This window comes from Desulfovibrionales bacterium, assembly GCA_028715605.1.
Taxonomy (GTDB): Bacteria; Desulfobacterota; QYQD01; order QYQD01; family QYQD01; genus QYQD01.
On sequence record JAQURM010000002.1, the window covers coordinates 96,874 to 119,077 of the forward strand.

Sequence of the window (22,204 nt, forward strand, 5' to 3'; positions counted from 1 at the left end):
CTGCCAGGGGATTTTAACCCGGGGCGTGCCCCTTTCTGACCGTGTCCAATACCCTGCCCAGTTCTTCTATTTTGTAGGGTTTGGCTACGATACCGCTGAACCCGTAGCTTCTGAAGTCAGCCATAATCGGGTCGTTGGAATAGCCGCTGGATACAACCGCCTTGACGGAAGGATTTATCTCCCGTAATCTTTTGATAGCTTCCTTGCCACCCATACCTCCCGGTATGGTCAAATCCATGATGACTACATCAAAAGGCCTGCCTGACGACCTCGCTTTTATATACAGGTCTATCGCCCCGACGCCGTCTTTGGCAAATTCCACCGTGTATCCCATGTGTTTCAACATCTCTCCGGCCACATCTCTGACCACCTCTTCGTCGTCCATCAGGAGCACCGTTCCTTCTCCTCCGATTATCTCCTCCTTTGGCTTTCCTCCAGCCACCATCCTTTCAGCAGAAGCAGGCAGATAGATAGAGAATCTCGTCCCAACCCCCAACTCAGATTCTACATCAATATATCCACCATGTTGTCTGACAATAGAATAGGTAATGGCGAGCCCCAGGCCGCTGCCTTTTTGTTTGGTAGTGAAATAGGGATCAAATATCTTCTGAAGATGCGCCTTTGATATGCCGATCCCCTCATCTTCAATAGATATTTTTACATATTCTCCTTCTTTGAGTGGCAGGCCCTGTCCGGCGCCCACGATTATATTTTCCGCCCCTACTTTAATTGTCCCGCCTTCCGGCATGGCCTGAAGGGCATTGACAATCAGGTTATTGATAACCTGATTTATCTGCCCTTCATCCACGTCAAGCGGCCGGAGGTCGGCCGGGATGGAAAATTCACACTGGACATTGGAACCGGTCAGCGCAAACATGACAGAATCCCTCAACAGTTCTGTAATCGAGGCTGCCTTCTTGACCGGCGCTCCGCCCCTGGAAAAGGTGAGCAGGTGTTGGGTCAGATCCCTAGCCTGGAGGGCCGCTTTTTCCGCTGCGGTTAACCTCTTAAAGGTTATGTCTTCAGATTGCATATGTATCATAGCCAGACCGATATTGCCTAGAATTCCGGTCAAGATGTTATTGAAATCATGGGCAATACCACCCGCCAGAATGCCCACTGATTCAAGCTTCTGGGCCTTCAGGAGATTTTCTTCCATTTTTTTGCGCTCGGTGATATCTCTGGCGGTAGAGACTATATGTATGGTCTTACCCTCCCTGTCCTTTCTTACCGAGGCGCTGATAAGAACGGGGATCTCTTTGCCGTCTTTGGCCTTATAAAGCGTCTCACAATTCCTTAATTCACCTTTAGCGATGAGTTCATTCAATCCTTCTCCCTTGAGGGGTGCGTCTCCCGCGAGAATCTTATCTGCGGGCCACCCAATTATCTCATCTGCGCTGTACCCCAACATATCCAAAGTGGCCCTGTTTACCGTCTCTATCACTCCTTGCGCATCGATTACGATTAGGGCATCAACGATGGATCTTATAATATTGTCCGTATAGCCCTTGGCCTCTATCAATTCGTCTCTGGAGTTTTTCAGATTGGTGGACATCTGATTGAAAGCAGAGGCCAGTTCGCCTATCTCGTCCCGGGATATGACCTCTATTCTTGTGTCAAAGCGGCCGCCGGCGATCTCATGGGCTGCCTCCTTTAATTTAATAATGGGTTTTACCAACTGTCTGCTGTAAAGTATTTTGAAAAGGATCCCGACGATTATGCCGCCCATGGTTATCAGGATTATCTGCCTGCTGCCTTTCGCTGTGGAGACCTCTATACTTTTTAAAGAATAACCGACCCGGGCCACTCCAGCCACCTCTGATCCTACCCTGACCGGTACGCCTATGTCATATAAACGGCCTTCTGTGCCGGAATCGGTGATCCTGATATACGGTTTGCCTGTGGCAATGACATTATCCAGAACAGGGTCTGCGTCCTTAATTACCTTGCCGACCCTGTTAAGATCGTTATGGACCCTTACCCGGCCTTCCCTGTCCATGACCATGGCATAGACTACGTAATCCTGCCTGGAGATGGTATCGATGTAGTCCATAGTGTGAACAAACTTATCTATAATAAAGGCCTCCGTACTTTCCTCGGCCAGGGTATTGGCCAGAATGAGTCCCTGTTTTTTCAGCTCTTCTTTAAAAGTATCGGACTCGCGCCGGATGGACAGGAAGGCAATGGTCCCGGTGACAGCAATTATTATTACTGTAAAGGCGAGGGCTAATTTTGTCCTAAGCTTCATATCTTGTGCCGGAAGTCGGTCCTGGGTAGCTAATGAGGCACACTATGTTTTTGAACCAACCTTCCGTTTTCTTATTGGCTTTCATTAATCTCCGGTTTTTCATTACACGGGTCCACCGGGCTGATATCACCGTACGGGTATCGAATACTTACGAACCAGGTTGTCGATGCGTGACAGTTCCTTGCCGTTAACGGCTATAAATCCGCTCCATTCGCTCTCTTTCAGGACTTCCTCAGCCAGGGGGCTTTGCGGTCCTATTTTTAATAAGGCATTCCTGACCTTTTCCACCACCTTCCTGTCCACATCCTTCGAGGCCGCCAGCATCCAGCTCGGTAAGGGTACGGTATCGGCCACAATCCTCAGGTCAGTTTTAAAGTTGAACTTCTTCTTACCCTCCGGCCCCTCCGCAAAATCTTTACATACTGCGCCGGCATCGTATTCCCCTAAAAATACGGACATGGCGTTATCGTCACAGTCCCCGCCGAACTCATAGCCTTTCAGGTCACGGTTGGGGTCGATCCCGGCCCCTTTCAGGGTTATATATGCCCCGGCGAACTTTGGCGTATTATGCGGGGCGCCAAACAAAAATGTCTTGCCTTTTAAATCGCTTAAGCCCTTAATAGAGCTATCCGCTCTGACGATGATTACCCCCCTTTCTTCAGTCTCCCCATCTTCCGAAACGGCAATCGCCAAGGGATCAAAAGCAGCGCTCTTTTTGTTGTGCGCGTATATGGAAAAGGCGTCCTGCAGGGTAAATGCCGCTGTATCCAATGCCTCATGAAAATCTTCTTCTGTTTCCAGGATAACCAGCTTTATATTCAGTCCGGTCTCCCTTGATAGATAATCTGCCAGCGGCGTAAACATGGTAAATGTATCCGGGGGACTCCAGCAGGGCTGGACGGCCAGTCTGAATACCGCTCTTTTGTCTCCCGCCGTTTCTGAGGCCGCTTTTTTCCCGATGGCCGTCTCTTCGTTTTTAGTACACCCGCCGGCCGTTAAGATTCCAATGAAAAAAAATATAAAAAAGCCTGTTATTGCCCTGGCCATCTCCATGCCTTCCCTATACCGTTTTTGTCCGATTTTTCTCTCCTGCATGAGGTGGGGCCCCTTTGGCCGGCTTATTGTTCCGGTTAGTCAATAACAATTCTACTGTTTAATTATCAGGCATGAGGCTGTAAATTGTCAACGAAAATTGACCCCTTCGTGTCCAACGAAATTTGGACATACGACCCTGCAAAAGTTGGACTTTTATTTAATTCAACTTTAAAAGATGCTCTTGCAAAAGTCTTCACACCGGTGAAAACCGGTGTCCAGGAGTGTCTTAATCTGATTGGAGTCATTGGATTCCGGCGCCTGCCCCGACCCCTAATCCGGGGTTCGCCGGAATGACCAATCCGATCATAAGAATTTTGCAAGAGGCTCAAAAGGAGTAATACAAGCATGGCTCTATCCGGAAGCCGATTGCCTTCTTCACATGACTTTTCAGGGAGTAATAAGCATCCATATATCCGTTCACTGAAGCCGGAAATATCCTTGACCATCCGTTTGATTTCATGATATTTCTTTCTCACTCTTTTTGCGCTATCAGCTTTCTTTGCTTTTTGGGTTAAAGGACATGGAATGATAAGTCAACGTATCAACAACGTATCCAAGATTCACAAGATTCAAGATTTCCAAGATTCTTAGAGAGCCTCAAAATAATGGAGGTGAAATAATGATCATCTCACGAACGATCCTTAAAAACTGGCGGAACTTCCGATCAGTCGACGTCCGTATGGGGAGGAGGGTATTCCTGGTCGGTCCAAACGCCTCGGGGAAATCCAACTTCCTTGATGTCTTTCGATTTCTCCGGGATATTGCCAAACCCGGAGGTGGATTGCAGAAGGCAGTGAGTGATCGAGGCGGCATATCCAAAATAAGGTGCCTTGCGGCCCGCAAGGATCCCCAGGTGGAAATAGAAGTGCACCTTGCGGAAGGTAATGGCAATGATCCCGTGTGGCGGTATGCGATTGGCATCTTACAGGAAAGCAGGGGCTATCGCCAGCCGTATCTCAAGTATGAGAAGGTTTGGAAAGGCGCAGAACTGATTCTCAACAGGCCGGATTCTCATGACCGAGAGGATAAGCTGCGCCTGACACAGACCCATATCGAGCAGATCAACGCCAATTTTTTGTTCAGAGATGTGGCCGAGTTCTTCCAGACCATCGGCTATTCACATCTGGTGCCGCAACTGCTGAGATATCCGGATGCTTTTGCGGGACCGGCGCCGGCTGGTTTTGAAGACCCGTTCGGCCGCACTTTCCTGGAACAGGTAGTGCAGACGCCGGAAAAGACCCGCAAGGCACGTCTCAGGAAAATTGAGAAGGCATTACGGCTGGCGGTTCCTCAGCTCAAGCAGCTCACCGATACCAAAGATGAAAGAGGTATTCCCCATTTAGAGGCGGTCTATGAGCATTGGCGTCCCCACGCCGGGAAACAGACGGAGGAGCAGTTCTCGGATGGGACATTGCGTCTTATTGGCTTTCTCTGGTCCATGCTGGAAGGAGATTCCCTATTGCTTCTAGAGGAGCCCGAGTTGTCGCTTCATGCCGCGATAATACGTAAACTTCCTGGGCTTATATGGCGGATGCAGAGTAAGAAAAAGAGACAGATCGTAATAAGCACGCACAGCTATGATCTCCTGTCCGACAAGGGCATTGGTGGAGAAGAGGTGTTGCTGCTTACGCCCGGTGTAGAAGGGACTAAAGTCGAGCCGGCTGCCGAAATAGCTGAGGTGCATCAATTACTGGAAAGCGGTTTCAGCGTGGCCGAAGCCGCCCTGCCAAGGACAGAACCCAAAGACATTGGACAATTAAGCCTATTCAATGACTGAAATCGTTCCCATACACCTCGCTGTCGAGGACGATCTGAGTGAAGCAGTCATGCGGCGCATTCTCCAGCAATGCGGTCGCTCCTATTACATAGGGAGCTGCTATAGTCAGCGAGGCTTCGGCTACTTGAAAAGAAATGTCAAAGGTTTCAACAATGCGGCCAAAGGAACGCCTTTCCTTATTTTGACCGACCTCGACAGATCGGAATGTGCACCGACCCTGATTAGTGAGTGGATTTCGGCTCCTATCCAGAAGAACCTGCTATTCCGGGTAGCGGTAAGGACAGTAGAAGCCTGGCTGCTTGCGGATCGAACAACTTTTGCACGTTTCATGGGTCTCTCGGAAAAGAATCTCCCAGAGAACCCAGACGAACTCGAAGCCCCTAAGCAGTTTCTTGTCGAACTGGCCCAAAAATGCCGGAAACGGCAATTGCGTCAAGCTCTTGCGCCTCCGGCTGGGAGCACTGCAAAGGTAGGTCCGGACTATAACGGCAAGCTGATTGCTTTTGTTCAAGAGCTATGGAGTCCAAACAAAGCTGCAAAGCATTCACCGAGCTTGTATCGAACTGTAAAGGCAGTGTCATCATTTCAGCCCGTTTATGGGGATTCAAGGAAGTGAAAGCGGGATGCCCTTAAGATTCTGAGTTGACAATGTATAAGGTATAAACATAGTATCTGCTCGCTATGCATGTTCAATAACTTAACATCGACAGGCGGGAAGAGGGGAGATGACCATAAAATTCTTCCCGGCCAGGGAGGATAATTCAAAATGAAAACCAAGGAAGAAATTCTCAAAATGTTAGCGGCATTGAACCCCGAACTTCAATCCCGGTACAAGATCAAAGAAATTGGGGTGTTTGGCTCCTTGGTTCGGGGCGAACAGACGGCGGCAAGTGATGTTGACCTCTTGGTGGATTTCAGCGAAGATGCCGATCTTTTTGACCTGGTGGGGCTATCGCTTTTCCTCGAAGAAAAACTTCGCTGCAAAGTCGATGTGGTTACCAAAAGAGCTCTCAGACCGGAGATTCGCGATGCGGTGCTAAGGGAGGTCGCCGCCATATGAGAGACTATAAGCTCTACCTGAAAGATATCCTGGAAGCAATGACCAGTATTGAAACGTTCGTAGAAGGGATGGATTTTGAGTCATTCCGTGCGGATGACAAAACATCAAGTGCCGTGATACGGAAGTTTGAGATTATTGGTGAAGCAGCGAAGAAAGTTCCTGACGAAATACGGCAGGATTATCCTTCGGTGCCCTGGAAGGAGATGGCAGGTATGCGAGACAAGCTTATTCATTTTTACGCTGGGGTTGATTATCCTCTGGTCTGGAAAACTATAACAAGGCGCTTGCCCGAAGTAAAGTTGCATATTCAGAAGATTGTAGAGGAAAGGCAATAAAGACAGGGCACCAGAAATTAGAGAAGGAGTATGCTCAGTAATTCAATAACTCAACATCGACGTCATATACTTGCATCCCTCATGACCATGCCAGAAACAGCCATGGATGAAAATAACCGTCTTATATTTTGGGAAAATCAGGTCAGGCTTGCCCGGCACAACGAAAGGAATATCCGAAAGAACGGACGCTACACTTTTCTGTACCTTTTTAAGCAAATCTTTTTCTGAAACAAAAGTCAAGTAGTTTCATATTTCTTTTGATATTCTCCAACCAATCTGGAGAAGAAGCATAATAGGTTAATTCAGGTATTTTTGTCAAGAATCACTAAAATATGGCGGGGAATTTGAGAGGTACCGGTAAGATTTAATTATTCACCGCAAAGGACGCAGAGAAATATGGGTTTTAAAAGATAAGAGATAAAAGGTGCTTTCTTTGCGTACCTGGCGTCTTTGCGGTGGGCGCTACCTGGATTTACCCAGTACCGTGTCCTTGATGCTGGAATATATCTTCTGGAAGTTTTCCTCAAAAGAGGTAGGTGAGACACGGCCGGTCTCGATGAATTTTATGACTATCTCTTTGGCGGCCCGGAGGATGATCTCATCGTCTGCCGTTAATTTTTCATATTTTTTTTCTTTTTGATCCTTACTCATATCCGGACCCGGTCAAGTAATAAAGCCTCTGCTGTTTTGGAAGAAGGCGGTTACTTTCAGCAGAGGCTTTTATCATGGCAGGAAAAACCGTTTGGCAGCCTTCCCTGAACCCAAAATTTGGTGGAGCTGATCGGGATCGAACCGACGACCTCTTGAATGCCATTCAAGCGCTCTCCCAGCTGAGCTACAGCCCCACATCGAGCAATGTGTTTCAAGTAGTTTCTAATTAACACTGACAAAACTTTCCTGTCAAGAGGTTTATATCAAATCTAGGGACAGTTCAGCCTGGCCTGACACCGGGCGTTTTTCGCTTGACAAGCTACCTTGTTGTGATAGCTTTACAACCCTATCTGATTGTTGTGTTTTTTGCGGGGGGATACATGGACTACCGGGAGACGCTTAATCTGCCGCAGACTGATTTTGCCATGAAGGCCAATCTTACCGAACGTGAGCCGGCCGTGATTGAGAAATGGGAGGCGACCAGACTTTACGAACGCATACGCATGGCGTCGGGCGGGAGACCCCGGTATATACTCCATGACGGACCGCCTTATGCCAACGGCCACATCCACATGGGTACGGCCTTTAATAAGATACTGAAAGACATAGTCTTAAAGTCCAGGCAGATGGCCGGGGCTGATTGTCCCTACGTGCCGGGCTGGGACTGCCACGGACTGCCCATCGAACACCAGGTGGACAGGGAGCTGGGGGCCAGGAAGAAAGGCTTATCCAAACTTGAACTCCGGCGGCATTGCCGGAAGTACGCCGAAAAATTCATTGATATCCAGCGGGCCGAGTTCAGGCGTTTAGGCGTCCTGGGGGACTGGGATAATCCTTATCTGACCATGAGTTATGAATACGAGGCAACGATTGCCCGCGAGTTTGGCCGGCTTTTTCTGAACGGCAGCATATATAAGAGCAAAAAGCCGGTTTATTGGTGCACTTCGTGCAGGACGGCACTGGCCGAGGCCGAGGTTGAGTATTATCCGCACCGTTCGCCGTCCATCTATGTCAAATTCCCGCTGGCTTCGGATTTGACCTCCCGCCTGCCGTCCCTGGCCGGCAGGAATGTATTCATGCTGATATGGACTACTACTCCCTGGACCCTTCCGGCCAACCTGGCCGTGGCCCTGAACCCCGGATTTGATTATGTGGCCGTACAGGTAGAAGATGAGGTATGGATCGTGGCCGAAGGGCTGCTTCTTTCACTGCTGGGAGCCCTGGGTATTGAGGGATATAAGATATTGGAGCGTTTCCCGGCACGGCGCCTGGAGGGGCTGAAGTGCCGGCATCCTTTTTATGAGCGCGATTCTGCCGTCATTATGGCCTCCTATGTAACCATGGACACCGGCACCGGGTGTGTACATACCGCGCCGGGCCATGGCCGTGAGGATTATGAGAGTGGTTCGGCCTACGGGCTGGACATCTATTCGCCGGTGGACGCCGGGGGTAAGTTCACGGATGAGGTCGGCTACTTTGCCGGAGAGGATATATTCAAGGCCAATAGGGCCATTATTAATCTTCTCAAGGAGAAGGGGCGTTTGATAGGGAGTGAAGAGATCGAGCATAGCTATCCACATTGCTGGCGTTGCAAAAGGCCGGTCATTTTCCGGGCTACCGAACAGTGGTTTGTCTCCATGGAGAAAAACGGCCTCCGGGAAAAGACGCTGGATTGGGTGGACAAGGTCAAATGGGTGCCTAAGTGGGGCCGGGACCGGATCCACAACATGCTGGCCAGCCGGTCGGATTGGTGTATATCGCGGCAACGTTCCTGGGGTGTGCCCCTGACCATTTTTTATTGTCGCGGCTGTGGCGAGGCGCTCATGAATGCGGAGATCATGGGAAAAGTGGTTAATAAATTCCGCGAAGGCGGGGCGGATACGTGGTTTGAGCTTGAATCCGGGGAATTTATCCCGGAAGGAACCACATGCCCCAAATGTAAGGGCACGGAATTTGAGAAAGAAACGGACATCCTGGATGTCTGGTTTGATTCCGGGGTCAGTTTTGCCGCTGTCTTGGAAGGCCGGAAAGAACTGGGCTTCCCGGCTGACCTGTACCTGGAGGGGAGCGATCAGCACCGCGGCTGGTTCCACAGCTCGCTGTTGGCGGCGGTGGGTACCCGGGGACAGGCCCCTTATCGCTCGGTGCTTACCCATGGCTTTGTAGTCGATGGCGAAGGAAAGAAGATGTCCAAATCCCTGGGCAATGTTATTGCCCCGGAGGAGATCATAAAAAAACATGGGGCGGAGATCCTGCGCCTCTGGGTATCAGCCGAAGATTATCGCGATGATATCAAGATTTCTCCGGAGATCCTGCAGCGGTTGACCGAGGCCTACCGGAAGATCAGAAACACGGCGCGCTACATACTGGGCAACCTGTATGACTTTTCACCGGAGAAAGATGTCATTTCTTACAGTGAGATGGTGGAGATAGACCGTTTTGCGCTGCATCAACTTGTGCAAATAACAGATAAGATACGCTCGGCCTACGAGGAATTTGAACTTCATACCGTTTATCACACCCTCTACCAGTTTTGCGCCGTGGATTTGAGCGCCTTTTACCTGGATGTCCTTAAAGACAGACTTTACACCAGCGGCAAGGAATCAAAAGACCGGCGCTCGGCCCAGACCGCCATGTTTTACATCCTGGATACCCTGGTGCGTCTGATGGCTCCTATTCTTTCATTTACCGCTGATGAGATATGGCAGTATATGCCTGAGACGGCGGGCCGGGAAGAGGGCATTCACCTGGCCGGTTTCGCATCCCTCCCGCCGGAGTTTAAGGATGCGGCGCTCGCCGCGAAATGGGAAAAGCTGCTTGCCGTCCGGGCCGGGGCGACCAAGGCCCTGGAACTGGCCCGCAGGGACAAGGTGATCGGACATACCCTCAGCGCGGCGCTCAAGGTTTATCCTGCCTCTGAAGATTATTCGTTTTTGAGCGAAAATGCAGAGCAATTACGCGCCATACTGATCGTATCGCAATTCGGGGTTGCCGAAGGGCCAGCGCCGGCCGGCGCCTACGTGGCTGAAGAGATAAGCGGGCTTTCTATTGTGGTATCTCCGGCTAAAGGGACCAAATGTGAACGCTGCTGGACGGTATCTGAGAGTGTGGGCGCTTTTACCGATCATTCGACTATCTGTGCCCGATGCCGGGAGGTGGTTACGGCAAGCGGGAGTAAAGGATAATAAAAGTAGTATGGATACTCTATCAGAAACAGAAAAAAAATCTTTAAAGCCGGCGGACGACCTCTCTCAGAAGAGACTGTGGTATTTATTCCTGGGCATGGCTTTTGGTGTTTTCGCCCTGGATCAACTGACCAAGGGACATATACAATACCATTTTGGCCTGTATGAGAGCCGGGCCGTCGTCCCGGGTTTTTTTAACCTGACATATATAACGAATTCCGGCGTGGCTTTTGGGCTGATGAGCGGAGAGCCGGATACCTGGAAGCGGTTATTTTTTCTTTCGGTAACACTGTTAGCCGTAGGGTTTATCTTTTATCTCTTCGGACACTTCAGGTCAAAGGGCCGGGGAGCGGTCATCGCTATGGGGATGATACTGGGCGGCGCCATCGGAAATATGGCAGACCGGGTGCGCATGGGCAAGGTGATCGACTTTCTCGATTTTTATATCGGCGGCTGCCATTGGCCGGCTTTTAATGTGGCTGATGCCGCCATAAGCTGCGGCGTGCTGTATCTGGCGCTTACGCTTTATAGACAACAGGGGTAATCTATGCATCCGATACTCTTTCGCATAGGCGGGCTTACTATCCACACCTATGGTCTGTTTGTGGCCATGGGGTTTATGGCAGGCATGGCCCTTGCCGTCCGGGAGGCCAGGCGCGCGGCTCTGGATACCGAGAAGATTTCCAACCTTTTTTTCTGGATCATAATTTCGGCGATCATCGGTTCGAGGCTTCTTTATGTCATAGCAGAGGCCCCGGGGCTTATAATGTCTCCCTTCGAGATCTTTAAGATATGGAAAGGCGGCCTGGTCTTTTACGGCGGGGTTATCCTGGCGATGGCAGTTACGATTTTTTATATAAGGCATAACAAGCTGCCGCTCTGGACAACCATGGATATCCTGGCCCCGCCCCTGGCCCTTGGCCTGGCCTTTGGCCGCCTCGGATGTTTTTCTGCCGGTTGCTGCTATGGCCGGCCTGCCGATGTCCCGTGGGCGGTTACGTTTACCAATCCGGATTCGCTGGCGCCGCTTTATATTCCCCTCCATCCTACCCAGCTTTATGAGGCCGGCACGGCGCTTATTATTTTTGCCATTCTTATGCTTACACGCCGGGCGAAGCGGTTTGAAGGCCAGATGATGTGGACATTCTTTTTTCTATACGCTGTGGCGCGCTTTATCATCGAAAATTACCGTGGCGACCCCCGTGGGGCGGTATGGGGCGATCTCCTCTCTACCAGTCAATTTATAAGCTTACTTTCGGCTGTTGCTGCGCTGGCGGGTTTCTTTTATTTTCTGAGGAAGCAAGGCGCAAGGCAAGGGGGCACGTAATAAAAAATCTTGCAAAAGGGGCAAACTTCATTATTATTAGGCCCGAATTTTTGGGGCGTAGGATTTAGGCCCGCTGTTATTGATCTTTATGGCTGCTTGGAGGTGCGTATGCTTATTCTGGAAGATCTTAAATATACTGAAGAACATATATGGGCCAGACACGATGGGGGTAAAAAGATTACCATAGGCATTACTGATTATGCGCAGAAGAAATTTGGTGATGTTGTTTATATTGAATTGCCGGAGGAAGGGGAAGCGGTCATTAGCGATGATCCGTTCGGCAGTATAGAATCTTCTGAATCTGTTTCCGATCTGTACGCTCCTTTGAGCGGAGAGGTAATCGAAATTAATGAAGAGCGCATCGATTCCCCGGAGATAGTCAATGATGACCCTTATGAAGAAGGCTGGCTTATACGTATAAAGGTTCCTTCCCTTAAGGAATATAATGAGCTTATGAGTGCGGACGAGTACAGGGAATACGTGCAGCAGGAGGAGATGGAGGAGGAAGAAGAAGAGGAAGAAGAAGAGGAAGAGGAAGCAGAAGCAGATTAGAGAAGGAAAAATTTTATTTGCAGACCTGAACATGCATAGCGAGCGCATTCCCCTCTGCTTGCAGCGGGGTTAGCGAGCGAATACGATGCATTTCACCTTGCATACGGAGATTCCTCGCAGCTTGCTGCGGGGAGCTTCAATTGGAAAGGGATTTGATTTTGTGAAAAAAGTAGCTTTTTTATTCCCCGGCCAGGGGTCTCAGTACGTGGGCATGGGGAAGGATCTTTATCTGAAAAGGTCAGAGGTAAAGAAGATTTTCGACACAGCCTCTGCCATTACCGGCCTTGATCTGGCCTCTCTCTGTTTTGACGGCCCCTTAGAAAGATTGACGGAAACGGTCAACGTCCAGCCGGCCATTACCGCCGTTAATCTGTCCTGCCTAGCCGTGTTACAGGAAAATGGACTGGCCCCGGATATGGTGGCCGGACATAGCCTTGGAGAATATTCGGCGCTCTATGCCGCAGGGGTTATAGGTCTGGCGGATGCCTTTCGCCTGGTAGCGGAGAGGGGCAGACTAATGCAGCAGGAGGCGGAAAAGAATCCCGGGGGCATGATAGCGGCTATTGGCTTGGATATAGATGTCATAAAAGGATTGGTTGAAGATGTCCGGGGAACAGGCGTGGGCGTGGTTTCTATTGCCAACCACAATACACATGAGCAGATCGTACTTACGGGACAGAAAGAGGCGTTAAATAGATTGTCGGCTAAGGTGAGCGCCGCCGGCGGGAAGGCCATCCCCTTAAAGGTCAGCGGGCCCTGGCATAGTTCCCTTTTAAGGGATGCAGTCAACTATTATAAGGAATTTATGGAAGGGATCACGTTCCATAATCCCTCTGTCCCTGTATTGTTCAATGTCACCGCCGAGTTCGCGGAAGAGCCGGGAGAGATCCGTAAGATCATGTCCCGGCAGATATGTTCACCCGTACTCTGGTATGATATAATGCAAAAGATGCTGGCCGGGGGTGTCTCTATTTTTGTTGAGGCCGGCCCTAAAAAGGTTTTATCCGGTTTATTGAAAAAGACCTTGCCGACTGATGATCGCTTCGAAATCTATCAGGCCGACGATCTGGAAGGCCTTTTGGCCGTTGCTGAAAGGTTGGCCGGAAATTGAACATGCATAGCGAGCGAATACGATGCATTTTACCTTGCATACGGAGATTCCCCGCAGCTTGCTGCGGGGAGCTTCAAAGCTTCAAAGCTCATAGCTGATCGCTTTAAGATGCCAAAACTAGTCCTGTATAAAGACCGGTGTAAAGGATGCGCCCTTTGCACCCTGGCCTGCCCCAAACACCTCCTTGAGATCAGCACGGAGATCAATAGACAGGGATATTATGTAATTTCTCTGGCCTCGTCCGGGAAATGCGATGGCTGCGGCCTGTGTGCGGAGATGTGTCCGGATATGGCGATAGAGGTCTGGCGTTAAAAATGCGGAAGACAGAAGCGGTTTCTAACCGGAAGCTGGTTAAAGGGAACGAGGCCATTGCCTTGGGCGCTATTGCGGCCGGATGTCGTTTTTATGCCGGCTATCCGATTACTCCGCAGAACGAAATCCCGGAATTCATGGCCGGCCGGATGCCTGCCGTGGGCGGGACATTCATTCAGGCGGAAAGTGAGATAGCGGCTGTCAGTATGGTGATGGGGGCTGCCGCCACAGGGGCGAGGGCCATGACCTCTTCTTCCAGCCCGGGCATATCTCTGAAGCAAGAGGCCATCTCCTATATGGCCGGGTCAGAGATCCCGTGTGTAGTGGTCAATGTATGCCGTAGCGGTCCGGGGTTGGGCGGGATAAGCGCCTCCCAGGGCGACTATTTTCAGGCCACCCGGGGCGGCGGTCACGGTGACTATCGCACCTTTGTCCTGGCGCCCCATTCTGTGCAGGAGAGTTATGACCTGACTATGCTGGCCTTTGATATTGCAGACCGGTACCGGACACCGGTTCTGGTTTTGAGCGATGCAGTCCTGGGACAGATGAAAGAGCCTGTTTACCTCCGGGGTTATAAGGGGCGGGAGATAAGAAAACCCTGGGCGCTTACCGGCGCAAAGGGACGCAAGGCCCGGTATCTGAAAAGTCTGTATTTGAACGAAGGTGAACTCACGGCGCGCAACTGGAAACTTTTCAGGAAATACAGACGCATGGAGAAGGAAATTCGTTACGAAATGTACCTTACAGAGGATGCCGAGGCCATAGTCGTGGCCTTTGGGTGCACAGCCAGAATTCTCAAGACCTCCATACAGATGGCCCGCATGAAAGGGATGCGGGTCGGGATGTTTCGTCCCATAAGCCTTTTCCCGTTTCCTTCGCAGGCGCTCGCCGCTATCTCGAACCGGGTGAACCGGTTCCTGGTTTGTGAATTGAATACCGGCCAGATGGTCGAAGACGTGCGCTTAGCGGTTAAGCCGGGCGCCACTGTGGAGTCCTGTCTATGTCCGGGTTATATCCCGACCCCGAATGAGCTTTTTAAACAAATTAAAAGAAGGGTATCACTTTAGTCTTTTGAAAATGCCACAAAACCCAAGACCAAATCCCCCCTCGCCCCCCTTTCCGAAAGGGGGGAAATACGTTTCCCCCTTTGAAAAAGGGGGATTAAGGGGGATTCCCGAGACGCTGTTTTCTGGACGACTAGCTCTTTTCAAACAGCTAAGGTGTTACAAAAAAAGTTTTATCCAATAGTCCTTAAGATGAAGCCGGTATTTAAGAGACCAAAAAGCCTTTATGACGTCCCTTTTCATTATTGCCCCGGGTGCCATCACGGCATAGCCCATCGTCTGATCGCCGAGGCTATAGATGCTTTGGGCATTCAGGAACGGGTTGTTGCCGTGGCTTCTATCGGCTGTTCGGTCTTTCTTTATGATTATTTTGCCGTTGATGTGCTGGAGGCCCCCCATGGCCGGGCCCCGGCAGTGGGTACCGGTATAAAGAGGGCGCGGCCCGAAAGCATAGTCTTTACCTACCAGGGCGATGGGGACCTGGCCGCCATTGGCCTGGCAGAGACTATCCATGCCGCTAACCGGGGAGAACAGTTGGCGGTATTTTTTATCAATAACACTATCTATGGGATGACCGGGGGACAGATGGCCCCTACCACCTTGCCCGGCCAGAAGACTACGACGACGCCTTCAGGCCGCCGGGTTATTGGCGAAGGGGCCCCCCTTAAGATGGCCGAGATGATTGCGGCGCTGAAGCCTCCGGCCTTTGTGGCCAGAGTGGCCGTTAACAATCCCAGAAATATTCTCCAGGCCAAGAAGGCGGTTCAAAAGGCCTTCCGCATACAAGTGGAAGGGAAGGGCTATGCCTTTGTCGAATTCCTCTCTGCCTGTCCGACCAACTGGAAGATGACCCCGTGCGAGGCCAATCGCTATGTAAGTGAGACGCTGATTCCGGAATTTCCGCTGGGGGTGTTTAAAGGCGACTTATAAGGATTAAATTAGGACGCAGATTTTCGCCGATATGCGCAGAAAAGTTTTTTTACCGCTGAGGACGCAGAGTCCGCAGAGAAAGATTGTGAGACAGACAATATGTTATCTCAGCGTTTTCCGCGATCTCTGCGGTAAATATGAAGCTGCTAATATCCTGGTAATCTGCGTTCATCTGCGTCCAACATAGAGAAGATAATGTATTTTGACGTGATCATATCCGGATTCGGCGGGCAGGGCATACTGTTTATGGGCAATCTTCTGGCCCATGCCGCTATGCTCGAAGGGAAAAATGTGACCTATATGCCTGCTTATGGGCCGGAAATGCGGGGAGGGGCGGCTAATTGCACCGTGGTTGTGGCGGATGAGGAAATCGGTTCTCCGGTCATTTATCACCCGCATACCGCTATCGTCATGAACAGGCCGTCTCTATATAAATTCGGCCCGCGCCTCCTGCGCAGCGGTTTGCTGGTGGTCAACGCTTCTCTTGTTGATCCTGCGGAGGTTGTCTATAAGGGTATCAACCTGTTGTTTGTCCCGGCTAATGACCTGGCCCGGGAGACCGGGGATGATCGCCTGGGAAACATGGCGGCCTTGGGGGCATTGATAACAAAGACCGGGGTTGTGCGTTTACAGAGCCTTGTTGATGCGTTATCAGAGATTATACAGGAAAGATATCGTGACCTGCTGCCGGTAAACGTCAGGTGTCTGGAAAAGGGCGCCATCTACGTAAGAAATCTCAAATCTCAAATTTGATTAACTCGTAAAAAGTTCAAAATATCACGCAAAGCCGCTAAGGACGCAAAAATAATAAAATTTGGAACTCAGGAACTCATGAAGAAAAATGCATTCCTGATTTCTTGATTTCCAGATTTTCGTTTTTTCTTTGCGGTCTTTGCGCCTTTGCGTGAGAAATTGCCTTCTTAGGCATCGAGGGCTTTTCGCACTGCGGTTAGAAACTCTGCCACCTGAAACGGTTTCCTGATAAAGCCCTTAAGTTCAGGGCGCATAGCCTCTTTCCCATGGCCATTTAAGCTGTAGCCGCTGGTCAATATTACTTTGACCCCCGGGTTGATCCCCAATAACTTATCCAGGCATTCCATCCCGCCCATCTGGGGCATAATCAGGTCGAGGATGACCATATCGATATCCTGCTGTTGTTTCTGATACAGACCCAGGGCCTCCCGCGGGTTTGATACGGGTATCACCTTGTAGCCAAAGTCTTCCAGGATGTTTTGGGCCACGTTGAGTACCAGAGGTTCGTCATCAATAATAAGGACGGTTTCATCCCCTGTAGGCAGGTTTTTAATTTTTTCTTCCATTTCCTGCCTCGTTTCTCCACCGGCCGGCAGATATATCTTAAACATGGTGCCGCGGCCGATTTCACTATAGACGTTTATGAATCCCCGGTGATTTTTGACGATGGCATAAACCACCGACAGCCCCAGGCCCGTACCCTTGCCCAGTCCTTTGGTAGTAAAGAAGGGCTCAAAGATACGCTCTGTGACCTCCCTGGGCATCCCGATGCCGGTGTCCGAGATCGCTATGCAGACATAGCGTCCGGGGAGAACACCGTGGTGGTTGTTGCAATAGGTCTCATCCAGGCCGGCGTTGATGGTTTCAATGATCAGCCTGCCGCCGTTGGGCATGGCATCACGGGCATTGATACAGATGTTCATGACCACCTGCTGGATCTGCACCGGGTCGGCCTCTGTGATGGAAAGGCCGGGATCAAGATAAGTCTCGATAACTATACTTTTAGGTATAGTGCGTAAAAGCAGGCTTCGGGTCTCCTCTATCAGCGAGTTTAATTGAAAAGGTTTCGGGTTGGTGGGCACCTTGCGGCCAAAGGTCAGGAGCTGCTGGATAAGTTCAGCCGCCCGCCCTCCGGCCTGATCAATGTTTGCAACGTAAGTATATTCAGGTCTGTCTTTATCCAGTTTATTCAAGAGGAGAGATGCATATCCGGTTATGCCGGTAAGCAGGTTATTAAAGTCATGGGCGACGCCGCCGGCCAGAAGCCCGATGGATTCCATCTTCTGGGCCTGGAAGAACTGGGTTTCCAACTTCTTATACTGGGTTATGTCGTCCATAATAAGGAGGGCCATCTCTTTTTCTCCCCGCTGCAGAGATAAGACGGTAAAAAGGATAGTTTTTTCTGCCTCCTCGCCATCCGCCTCTTTTTTTAGGGACATTTCCTTACGTACGGTCTCTTCTCCGCGGGTGAAAAGGGCAATTAATGCCAGCCGGAGCGGACAGTTGCGGCATGCCGGGTGTGTCTGGCAGCGGAAGCAGTCCGGCCTGTCGCCGCATTCCCGGCCTTTCCGGTAAATGCATCCAAAATGGCAGAGGCCCCATTTACCCAGCATTTCCTCCACCGGCCGGTTGAAGAATTGCCCGGCGTGGTCGCTGACGAAGGAGAGCCTGAAATCCGGCTCAATGACGCATATAAAAGAAGGAATGGCATGCACCATCCGCGTATTAAACTCTTCCAGCTCATAGCGTGCCTCTTCGGCCTTTTTGCGTGTGGTGATATCGCTTACGATAGCCTCCGCGCCGATTATTTGGCCGGTTTCGTTTCTTAGGGCGTGGGCGTTCAGGCTGACCCATATTATAGTCCCATCTTTTTTCTTAAAGATTGTTTCGAAGTTTTTTACAGACCCATCCTTAATCAAGTTTTGCAAATAACGATCTCTGTCGGATGCCGATGCGTAAATATCTTTTGGGATATTGAGCGCCAACAGTTCCTCCACGGATTCGTAATCCAGCATAGCTACCAGGGCCGGATTGGCCACAATAAACGTTCCGTCCAGGGTGCTGCGGCAGATGCCTTCAGCCGCATTTTCAAAGATGCCGCGGTATTTTTCCTCTGATGCACAGAGGGCCTCCCCGGAGAGGGAGACCCGCTTTATCTCCTGATGCAGTTTGCCATAGAGATTTTTCAGAGTTGCGGCCATGGAGTTAAATGCCTCACCCAGGGCCTGGATCTCATCCCCGGTCTTAAAATCAAAAAATACCTCCCAGTTGCCGTTGGCGAATTCCTGTGTGCCTTCCTTGAGCGTAAGGATAGGCCTGGTTATGCGGCGGGAGAGATAAAGGGTGGCGGCTATCAGCACGCCGATAGCCGCCAGCAGCCATAATGTGGTCTTGAGAACCGTTCTCTTTATGGGGGCATAGATGCTGGCCAGAGGCTGTTCGACTATTACACCCCAGCCCATAGGTTGGATTCGGGTATGTACACCTATTACCTTCCTGCCGTTCCAGGCCCGGTATCGGTCTGATTTGAAGTTGTGAGCATGGTCTATACCGGACATTATATGTTTCACGGAAGCGACTTCAGACCACTTCTCACTTGTTAAGACATGCCTGAAGTCTGAATGGGCTATAACATAGCCCTTTTTATCCACCAGATAGGCGTAGCCTTCTCCGCCGCCTATCTTTACTGTGGATAGAAGGGTTGAATATTTGGTTATGTCCAGGGTGGTATAAATCATCCCTACCGGCCCCTTATCATTATTGATAGTGGCTACTATATTAGTCATAGGCCGGTCTTGTTTAACAAAGACCGGACCGATATAGGATTCGGCGTCCCCGTTTTGCAGGGCATTAGCGAACTGTTTCTTAAACGGGCCTTTTCCCAACGGGTAGGAATGAGGACAGGACCCGGCGCGAAGGATTTCGTGGCCGTTTTTATCCAGAAGACAAAAGCAGACAAAGTCCGGGAAACGGTGCATGGCACGGGTAAAATAGTTTTTTATGCGCGGTATATTCATCTCCTGGAAGCAGTCATCCTGAACTGCCATGTAGAGAAGGGACTGACTGTCTCTGACCACTTCCCGGACTACCTCGGCTATGCGCTGGTTAATGGCGGCCATAGATTGGCATTGATTATCATAAAGAGTTTGCGTCTGGAGGTAAATGAGCGAGGAGCCGACCACGAGGGCGATAAATACGGCGGAACCCACGATGTAAAGCGAAAGCCGGCGGGCCAGGCTGGACTTGAAATGGGATTGTTTGACGTCGGACAATGCCTCTCCTTTAATCCCTCACCGAAAAGGGCACAGGATACAGGGAGTTAACAAGCTTATATAAGAAACAAATATGGAATGCAAATGTATTTTGTTCACTTATGGGCCTTTCATCTCCGTATCGGCTATCGGCAAGATTCCTTGAACCAAAAACAAACGGATCCGGTTCAGACCGTTCAAGGTAAAACCATACATTTCCGAAGAGTAGATGAGGAGAGGTAAAATGGTTGCGAATCCTGAGGCGGGTAGCGCGGTTATAACCAGCAATAAGGTTGTGGTTCGATTTTTAGACGGCCGCATGATCAAGGGCCGGTGCCTGTCCTTTAATCAACAGAATCCGGTTGTAAAGGTCGAGTCCATAGACCGGTCGAGCTCCTGTGACATCAAATGGGATGACATTAAGGCCGTATTTTTCGTGAGGGAATTTGAGGGCCTGGCCCGACCCGCAGATGACTCAGTTCAGCTTCAGACCTCGCCTGTTTCGTCGGTGGGGCGCCATGTGCAGGTAGAATTTGTGGATGGTGAGGTCATTCAGGGATATGCGGAGGCGCTGAAAACCGGCCTGAGGGGATTTTTTATTTCGCCACTCAATCGGCGGGACAACAACCTGCGGATCTTCGTCCCTAAAACCGCGGTAAAGAGTGTGCGTGTAGCCCCTAAGCTGGGCGAGATCATGGTGAAGGAAGGGATGCTGCGCCAGGAGGAACTGGCGAAAGCGCTGGAAAAACAACAAGAAGATCGGGAGATAAAGCTTGGCGGGGTTCTTGTCCAGGAGGGTGTGACCTCTACAGAGGAGGTGGAACGGGCTCTCAAGGTACAAAAGACGGTAGTCGGACAAAAGATCGGCGAGATACTCGTCCAGGCCGGAATCCTGACCCGGGAAGACTTGGAGAGGGCCTTGTCGGCTCAAAAGGAAAACCGGAGCAAAAAACTGGGCCAGATTCTATTGGAGATGGATCTGGCTACACCGGAATCCCTGGCCCTGGCCCTGGCCCTTAAGTACCGGTTACCTTATGTTGACGTTTCGACCTATCCCGTTGATCCCGTGGCTGTGGCCACGGTTAAGGAGGAGTCAGCCAGGAGATTACAGTTTATCCCCATAAATAAGACCAGTGACACGTTAACCATAGCTATCGCTGATCCCATAAATTTTGCCGCAAAGGATTATATCCAGTCAACAACCGGTCTTAACATTAAGGAGGTGCTTTCTACACCCAACGACATCGAGGAGGCCATAAAGCAGTACTTTGGGGCGCCTGCCCTGGACGATGAGATACAGCGTCTTTCCGAGGTAGTAGCCGCGGAAAAGGGAGAGACGGACGACAAGATGGCCGACCTCATTCAACAGGTGGAAGAGGCCTCCATTGTCAAGCTGGTCAATGGGATAATAAGGATGGCTGTGGCCAAGAGAGCCAGTGATATCCATATCAATCCGGAACGGCGATCGACCGTCATCAGCTACCGCATCGACGGCATCCTTCGTCAGGAAAAGGCCATAGACGAGTACATCCATCCCATACTTATCTCCCGTATCAAGATCATGGGCAATATGAACATTGCCGAGAGAAGACTCCCGCAGGATGGCCGGGCCCGATTGCGTGTGGGAGAAAAACTGATCGATCTCCGTATATCTTCCATACCCACCATCTGGGGGGAGAGTATAGTCATCCGTGTCCTGGAAAAAAGCGCATCGGTTATAGGGCTAGAAGACCTGGGTTTTTTCCCTGATGATCTTGGCTTGGTCCGTTCACTTATAAGCCGCCCCTATGGCATGCTCCTTATAACCGGCCCGACCGGCAGTGGAAAATCTACTACGGTTTATAGCCTGCTCCAGGAGCCGGTTTTTAAGGGTAAAAATATCATCACCATTGAAGACCCCGTGGAATATGAACTGCCCAACGTGAATCAGATCCAGGTCAAGCCCCATATTAATCTCACCTTTGCCAAGGCCTTGCGGCAGATTTTAAGGCACGACCCGGATGTGATTATGGTGGGCGAGATCCGGGATGCGGAGACGGCGCGCATTGCCATTCAGGCGGCTTTAACCGGTCATCTCCTCATCAGCACCCTGCATACCAATAACGCCCCGGAGACCCTGAGCCGGCTGATGGACATGGGTATCGAGCCTTACCTGCTTTCTTCGACCGTGCTGGGCGTAATCAGCCAGAGATTAGCGAGAACGATCTGCAAGTCGCCCGAGTGCCGGCAGGTAGATACAAAGGCGCCGGAATCTTTGGCCGCCGCCGGTCTCGCGCCTGAAAAATACCAGGGGCATACTTTTTACAAAGGGAAAGGCTGTAAGGACTGCACAGACGGTTATAAGGGGCGGACCATTATTTATGAATTTATGCGTATAAATGAGCCTATCAAAAGGGCTATCGTAGAGAAGGTATCAACAGAGGAGATACGCGCCCTGGCCAGGGCAAACGGCATGCGCACCATGGCCGAGACGGCGCTCCTCAAGGCCAAAGAAGGAATTACCACCGTGGAGGAGGTATTTAACAACCTGATAGGGTAGGTAGCCGGCAATGT

The 22,204-nt window shown here is 50.7% G+C and carries 19 protein-coding genes and 1 tRNA gene; 14 read left to right on the forward strand and 6 right to left on the reverse strand.

Features of this window, described 5'->3' with window-relative positions:
* Positions 1 to 13: 13 nt before the first annotated feature.
* A complete protein-coding gene (locus PHT49_03170; protein MDD5450880.1) occupies positions 14 to 2,248 on the reverse strand; it encodes an ATP-binding protein in 2,235 nt (744 codons plus the stop codon).
* 126 nt (positions 2,249 to 2,374) lie between these two features.
* Complete coding sequence (locus tag PHT49_03175) at positions 2,375 to 3,343, reverse strand: phosphate/phosphite/phosphonate ABC transporter substrate-binding protein (GenBank protein MDD5450881.1); 969 nt, start codon at positions 3,341 to 3,343, stop codon at positions 2,375 to 2,377.
* 679 nt (positions 3,344 to 4,022) lie between these two features.
* On the opposite strand from PHT49_03175, the gene PHT49_03180 reads away from it, so the two are divergent.
* From PHT49_03180 to PHT49_03195, 4 genes are all read left to right on the forward strand, one after another.
* Positions 4,023 to 5,120 (forward strand): ATP-binding protein, encoded by a 1,098-nt coding sequence (locus PHT49_03180; GenBank protein ID MDD5450882.1) that lies wholly within the window; start codon positions 4,023 to 4,025, stop codon positions 5,118 to 5,120.
* Positions 5,113 to 5,736, forward strand: a complete 624-nt coding sequence (locus tag PHT49_03185) for a DUF4276 family protein (protein MDD5450883.1) — start codon at positions 5,113 to 5,115, stop codon at positions 5,734 to 5,736. Before PHT49_03180 ends, PHT49_03185 begins: the two co-directional genes overlap by 8 nt.
* Positions 5,737 to 5,886: 150 nt before the next feature.
* Entirely contained in the window at positions 5,887 to 6,180 is a 294-nt protein-coding gene (locus PHT49_03190) for a nucleotidyltransferase family protein (protein MDD5450884.1), read from the forward strand.
* Positions 6,177 to 6,515, forward strand: coding sequence for a DUF86 domain-containing protein (locus PHT49_03195; protein ID MDD5450885.1), 339 nt, complete (start codon positions 6,177 to 6,179; stop codon positions 6,513 to 6,515). Before PHT49_03190 ends, PHT49_03195 begins: the two co-directional genes overlap by 4 nt.
* Positions 6,516 to 6,557: 42 nt before the next feature.
* Here PHT49_03195 and PHT49_03200 read toward each other — a convergent pair whose 3' ends face one another.
* The 3 genes from PHT49_03200 to PHT49_03210 all read right to left on the reverse strand — a co-directional run bounded on the left by PHT49_03200 (position 6,558) and on the right by PHT49_03210 (position 7,360).
* The gene (locus tag PHT49_03200) at positions 6,558 to 6,674 is read right to left on the reverse strand and encodes a hypothetical protein (GenBank protein ID MDD5450886.1); all 117 of its coding nucleotides are present in this window, start codon (positions 6,672 to 6,674) and stop codon (positions 6,558 to 6,560) included.
* A 303-nt stretch (positions 6,675 to 6,977) separates the two neighbouring features.
* Positions 6,978 to 7,166 carry a hypothetical protein gene (locus tag PHT49_03205; GenBank protein ID MDD5450887.1) on the reverse strand — a complete coding sequence of 63 codons (189 nt, stop codon included), beginning with the start codon at positions 7,164 to 7,166 and terminating at the stop codon, positions 6,978 to 6,980.
* Positions 7,167 to 7,284: 118 nt separating this feature from the next.
* Positions 7,285 to 7,360: transfer RNA gene (locus PHT49_03210), tRNA-Ala, on the reverse strand.
* A 186-nt stretch (positions 7,361 to 7,546) separates the two neighbouring features.
* Here PHT49_03210 and ileS point away from each other — a divergent pair.
* From ileS to PHT49_03255, 9 genes are all read left to right on the forward strand, one after another.
* Positions 7,547 to 10,351: an isoleucine--tRNA ligase gene (gene ileS / locus PHT49_03215; protein ID MDD5450888.1), complete on the forward strand. Its 2,805-nt coding sequence runs from the start codon at positions 7,547 to 7,549 to the stop codon at positions 10,349 to 10,351.
* 10 nt (positions 10,352 to 10,361) lie between these two features.
* Entirely contained in the window at positions 10,362 to 10,895 is a 534-nt protein-coding gene (gene lspA / locus PHT49_03220; GenBank protein MDD5450889.1) for a signal peptidase II, read from the forward strand.
* 3 nt (positions 10,896 to 10,898) lie between these two features.
* Positions 10,899 to 11,678, forward strand: coding sequence for a prolipoprotein diacylglyceryl transferase (gene lgt / locus PHT49_03225; protein ID MDD5450890.1), 780 nt, complete (start codon positions 10,899 to 10,901; stop codon positions 11,676 to 11,678).
* A 108-nt stretch (positions 11,679 to 11,786) separates the two neighbouring features.
* On the forward strand, positions 11,787 to 12,230 hold the full coding sequence (gcvH, locus tag PHT49_03230; protein ID MDD5450891.1) for a glycine cleavage system protein GcvH: 444 nt from the start codon (positions 11,787 to 11,789) through the stop codon (positions 12,228 to 12,230).
* A gap of 160 nt (positions 12,231 to 12,390) precedes the next feature.
* Positions 12,391 to 13,341, forward strand: coding sequence for an ACP S-malonyltransferase (gene fabD, locus PHT49_03235; protein MDD5450892.1), 951 nt, complete (start codon positions 12,391 to 12,393; stop codon positions 13,339 to 13,341).
* Positions 13,342 to 13,449: 108 nt separating this feature from the next.
* The gene (locus PHT49_03240; protein ID MDD5450893.1) at positions 13,450 to 13,653 is read left to right on the forward strand and encodes a 4Fe-4S binding protein; all 204 of its coding nucleotides are present in this window, start codon (positions 13,450 to 13,452) and stop codon (positions 13,651 to 13,653) included.
* A 2-nt stretch (positions 13,654 to 13,655) separates the two neighbouring features.
* Complete coding sequence (vorB, locus tag PHT49_03245; GenBank protein ID MDD5450894.1) at positions 13,656 to 14,720, forward strand: 3-methyl-2-oxobutanoate dehydrogenase subunit VorB; 1,065 nt, start codon at positions 13,656 to 13,658, stop codon at positions 14,718 to 14,720.
* A gap of 189 nt (positions 14,721 to 14,909) precedes the next feature.
* Positions 14,910 to 15,647, forward strand: a complete 738-nt coding sequence (locus tag PHT49_03250) for a thiamine pyrophosphate-dependent enzyme (GenBank protein MDD5450895.1) — start codon at positions 14,910 to 14,912, stop codon at positions 15,645 to 15,647.
* Between the two features lie 195 nt (positions 15,648 to 15,842).
* Positions 15,843 to 16,400: a 2-oxoacid:acceptor oxidoreductase family protein gene (locus PHT49_03255; protein MDD5450896.1), complete on the forward strand. Its 558-nt coding sequence runs from the start codon at positions 15,843 to 15,845 to the stop codon at positions 16,398 to 16,400.
* A gap of 167 nt (positions 16,401 to 16,567) precedes the next feature.
* Here PHT49_03255 and PHT49_03260 read toward each other — a convergent pair whose 3' ends face one another.
* Positions 16,568 to 19,672 (reverse strand): response regulator, encoded by a 3,105-nt coding sequence (locus PHT49_03260; GenBank protein ID MDD5450897.1) that lies wholly within the window; start codon positions 19,670 to 19,672, stop codon positions 16,568 to 16,570.
* Positions 19,673 to 19,895: 223 nt separating this feature from the next.
* Between PHT49_03260 and PHT49_03265 the strand changes: the two genes are divergently transcribed.
* On the forward strand, positions 19,896 to 22,190 hold the full coding sequence (locus PHT49_03265) for an ATPase, T2SS/T4P/T4SS family (GenBank protein ID MDD5450898.1): 2,295 nt from the start codon (positions 19,896 to 19,898) through the stop codon (positions 22,188 to 22,190).
* Positions 22,191 to 22,204 lie beyond the last annotated feature (14 nt).

Excerpts from the sequence above, each read along its gene's own strand:
- vorB (MDD5450894.1), top strand. The coding sequence starts at position 13,656 with ATGCGGAAGACAGAAGCGGTTTCTAACCGGAAGCTGGTTAAAGGGAAC.
- gcvH (MDD5450891.1), top strand. The coding sequence starts at position 11,787 with ATGCTTATTCTGGAAGATCTTAAATATACTGAAGAACATATATGGGCC.
- PHT49_03265 (MDD5450898.1), top strand. The coding sequence starts at position 19,896 with ATGGTTGCGAATCCTGAGGCGGGTAGCGCGGTTATAACCAGCAATAAG.
- PHT49_03255 (MDD5450896.1), top strand. The coding sequence starts at position 15,843 with ATGTATTTTGACGTGATCATATCCGGATTCGGCGGGCAGGGCATACTG.
- PHT49_03250 (MDD5450895.1), top strand. The coding sequence starts at position 14,910 with ATGAAGCCGGTATTTAAGAGACCAAAAAGCCTTTATGACGTCCCTTTT.
- PHT49_03205 (MDD5450887.1), bottom strand. The coding sequence starts at position 7,166 with ATGAGTAAGGATCAAAAAGAAAAAAAATATGAAAAATTAACGGCAGAC.
- PHT49_03170 (MDD5450880.1), bottom strand. The coding sequence starts at position 2,248 with ATGAAGCTTAGGACAAAATTAGCCCTCGCCTTTACAGTAATAATAATT.
- PHT49_03185 (MDD5450883.1), top strand. The coding sequence starts at position 5,113 with ATGACTGAAATCGTTCCCATACACCTCGCTGTCGAGGACGATCTGAGT.
- PHT49_03175 (MDD5450881.1), bottom strand. The coding sequence starts at position 3,343 with ATGCAGGAGAGAAAAATCGGACAAAAACGGTATAGGGAAGGCATGGAG.
- PHT49_03180 (MDD5450882.1), top strand. The coding sequence starts at position 4,023 with ATGGGGAGGAGGGTATTCCTGGTCGGTCCAAACGCCTCGGGGAAATCC.
- lgt (MDD5450890.1), top strand. The coding sequence starts at position 10,899 with ATGCATCCGATACTCTTTCGCATAGGCGGGCTTACTATCCACACCTAT.
- lspA (MDD5450889.1), top strand. The coding sequence starts at position 10,362 with ATGGATACTCTATCAGAAACAGAAAAAAAATCTTTAAAGCCGGCGGAC.
- PHT49_03195 (MDD5450885.1), top strand. The coding sequence starts at position 6,177 with ATGAGAGACTATAAGCTCTACCTGAAAGATATCCTGGAAGCAATGACC.
- ileS (MDD5450888.1), top strand. The coding sequence starts at position 7,547 with ATGGACTACCGGGAGACGCTTAATCTGCCGCAGACTGATTTTGCCATG.
- PHT49_03190 (MDD5450884.1), top strand. The coding sequence starts at position 5,887 with ATGAAAACCAAGGAAGAAATTCTCAAAATGTTAGCGGCATTGAACCCC.
- PHT49_03240 (MDD5450893.1), top strand. The coding sequence starts at position 13,450 with ATGCCAAAACTAGTCCTGTATAAAGACCGGTGTAAAGGATGCGCCCTT.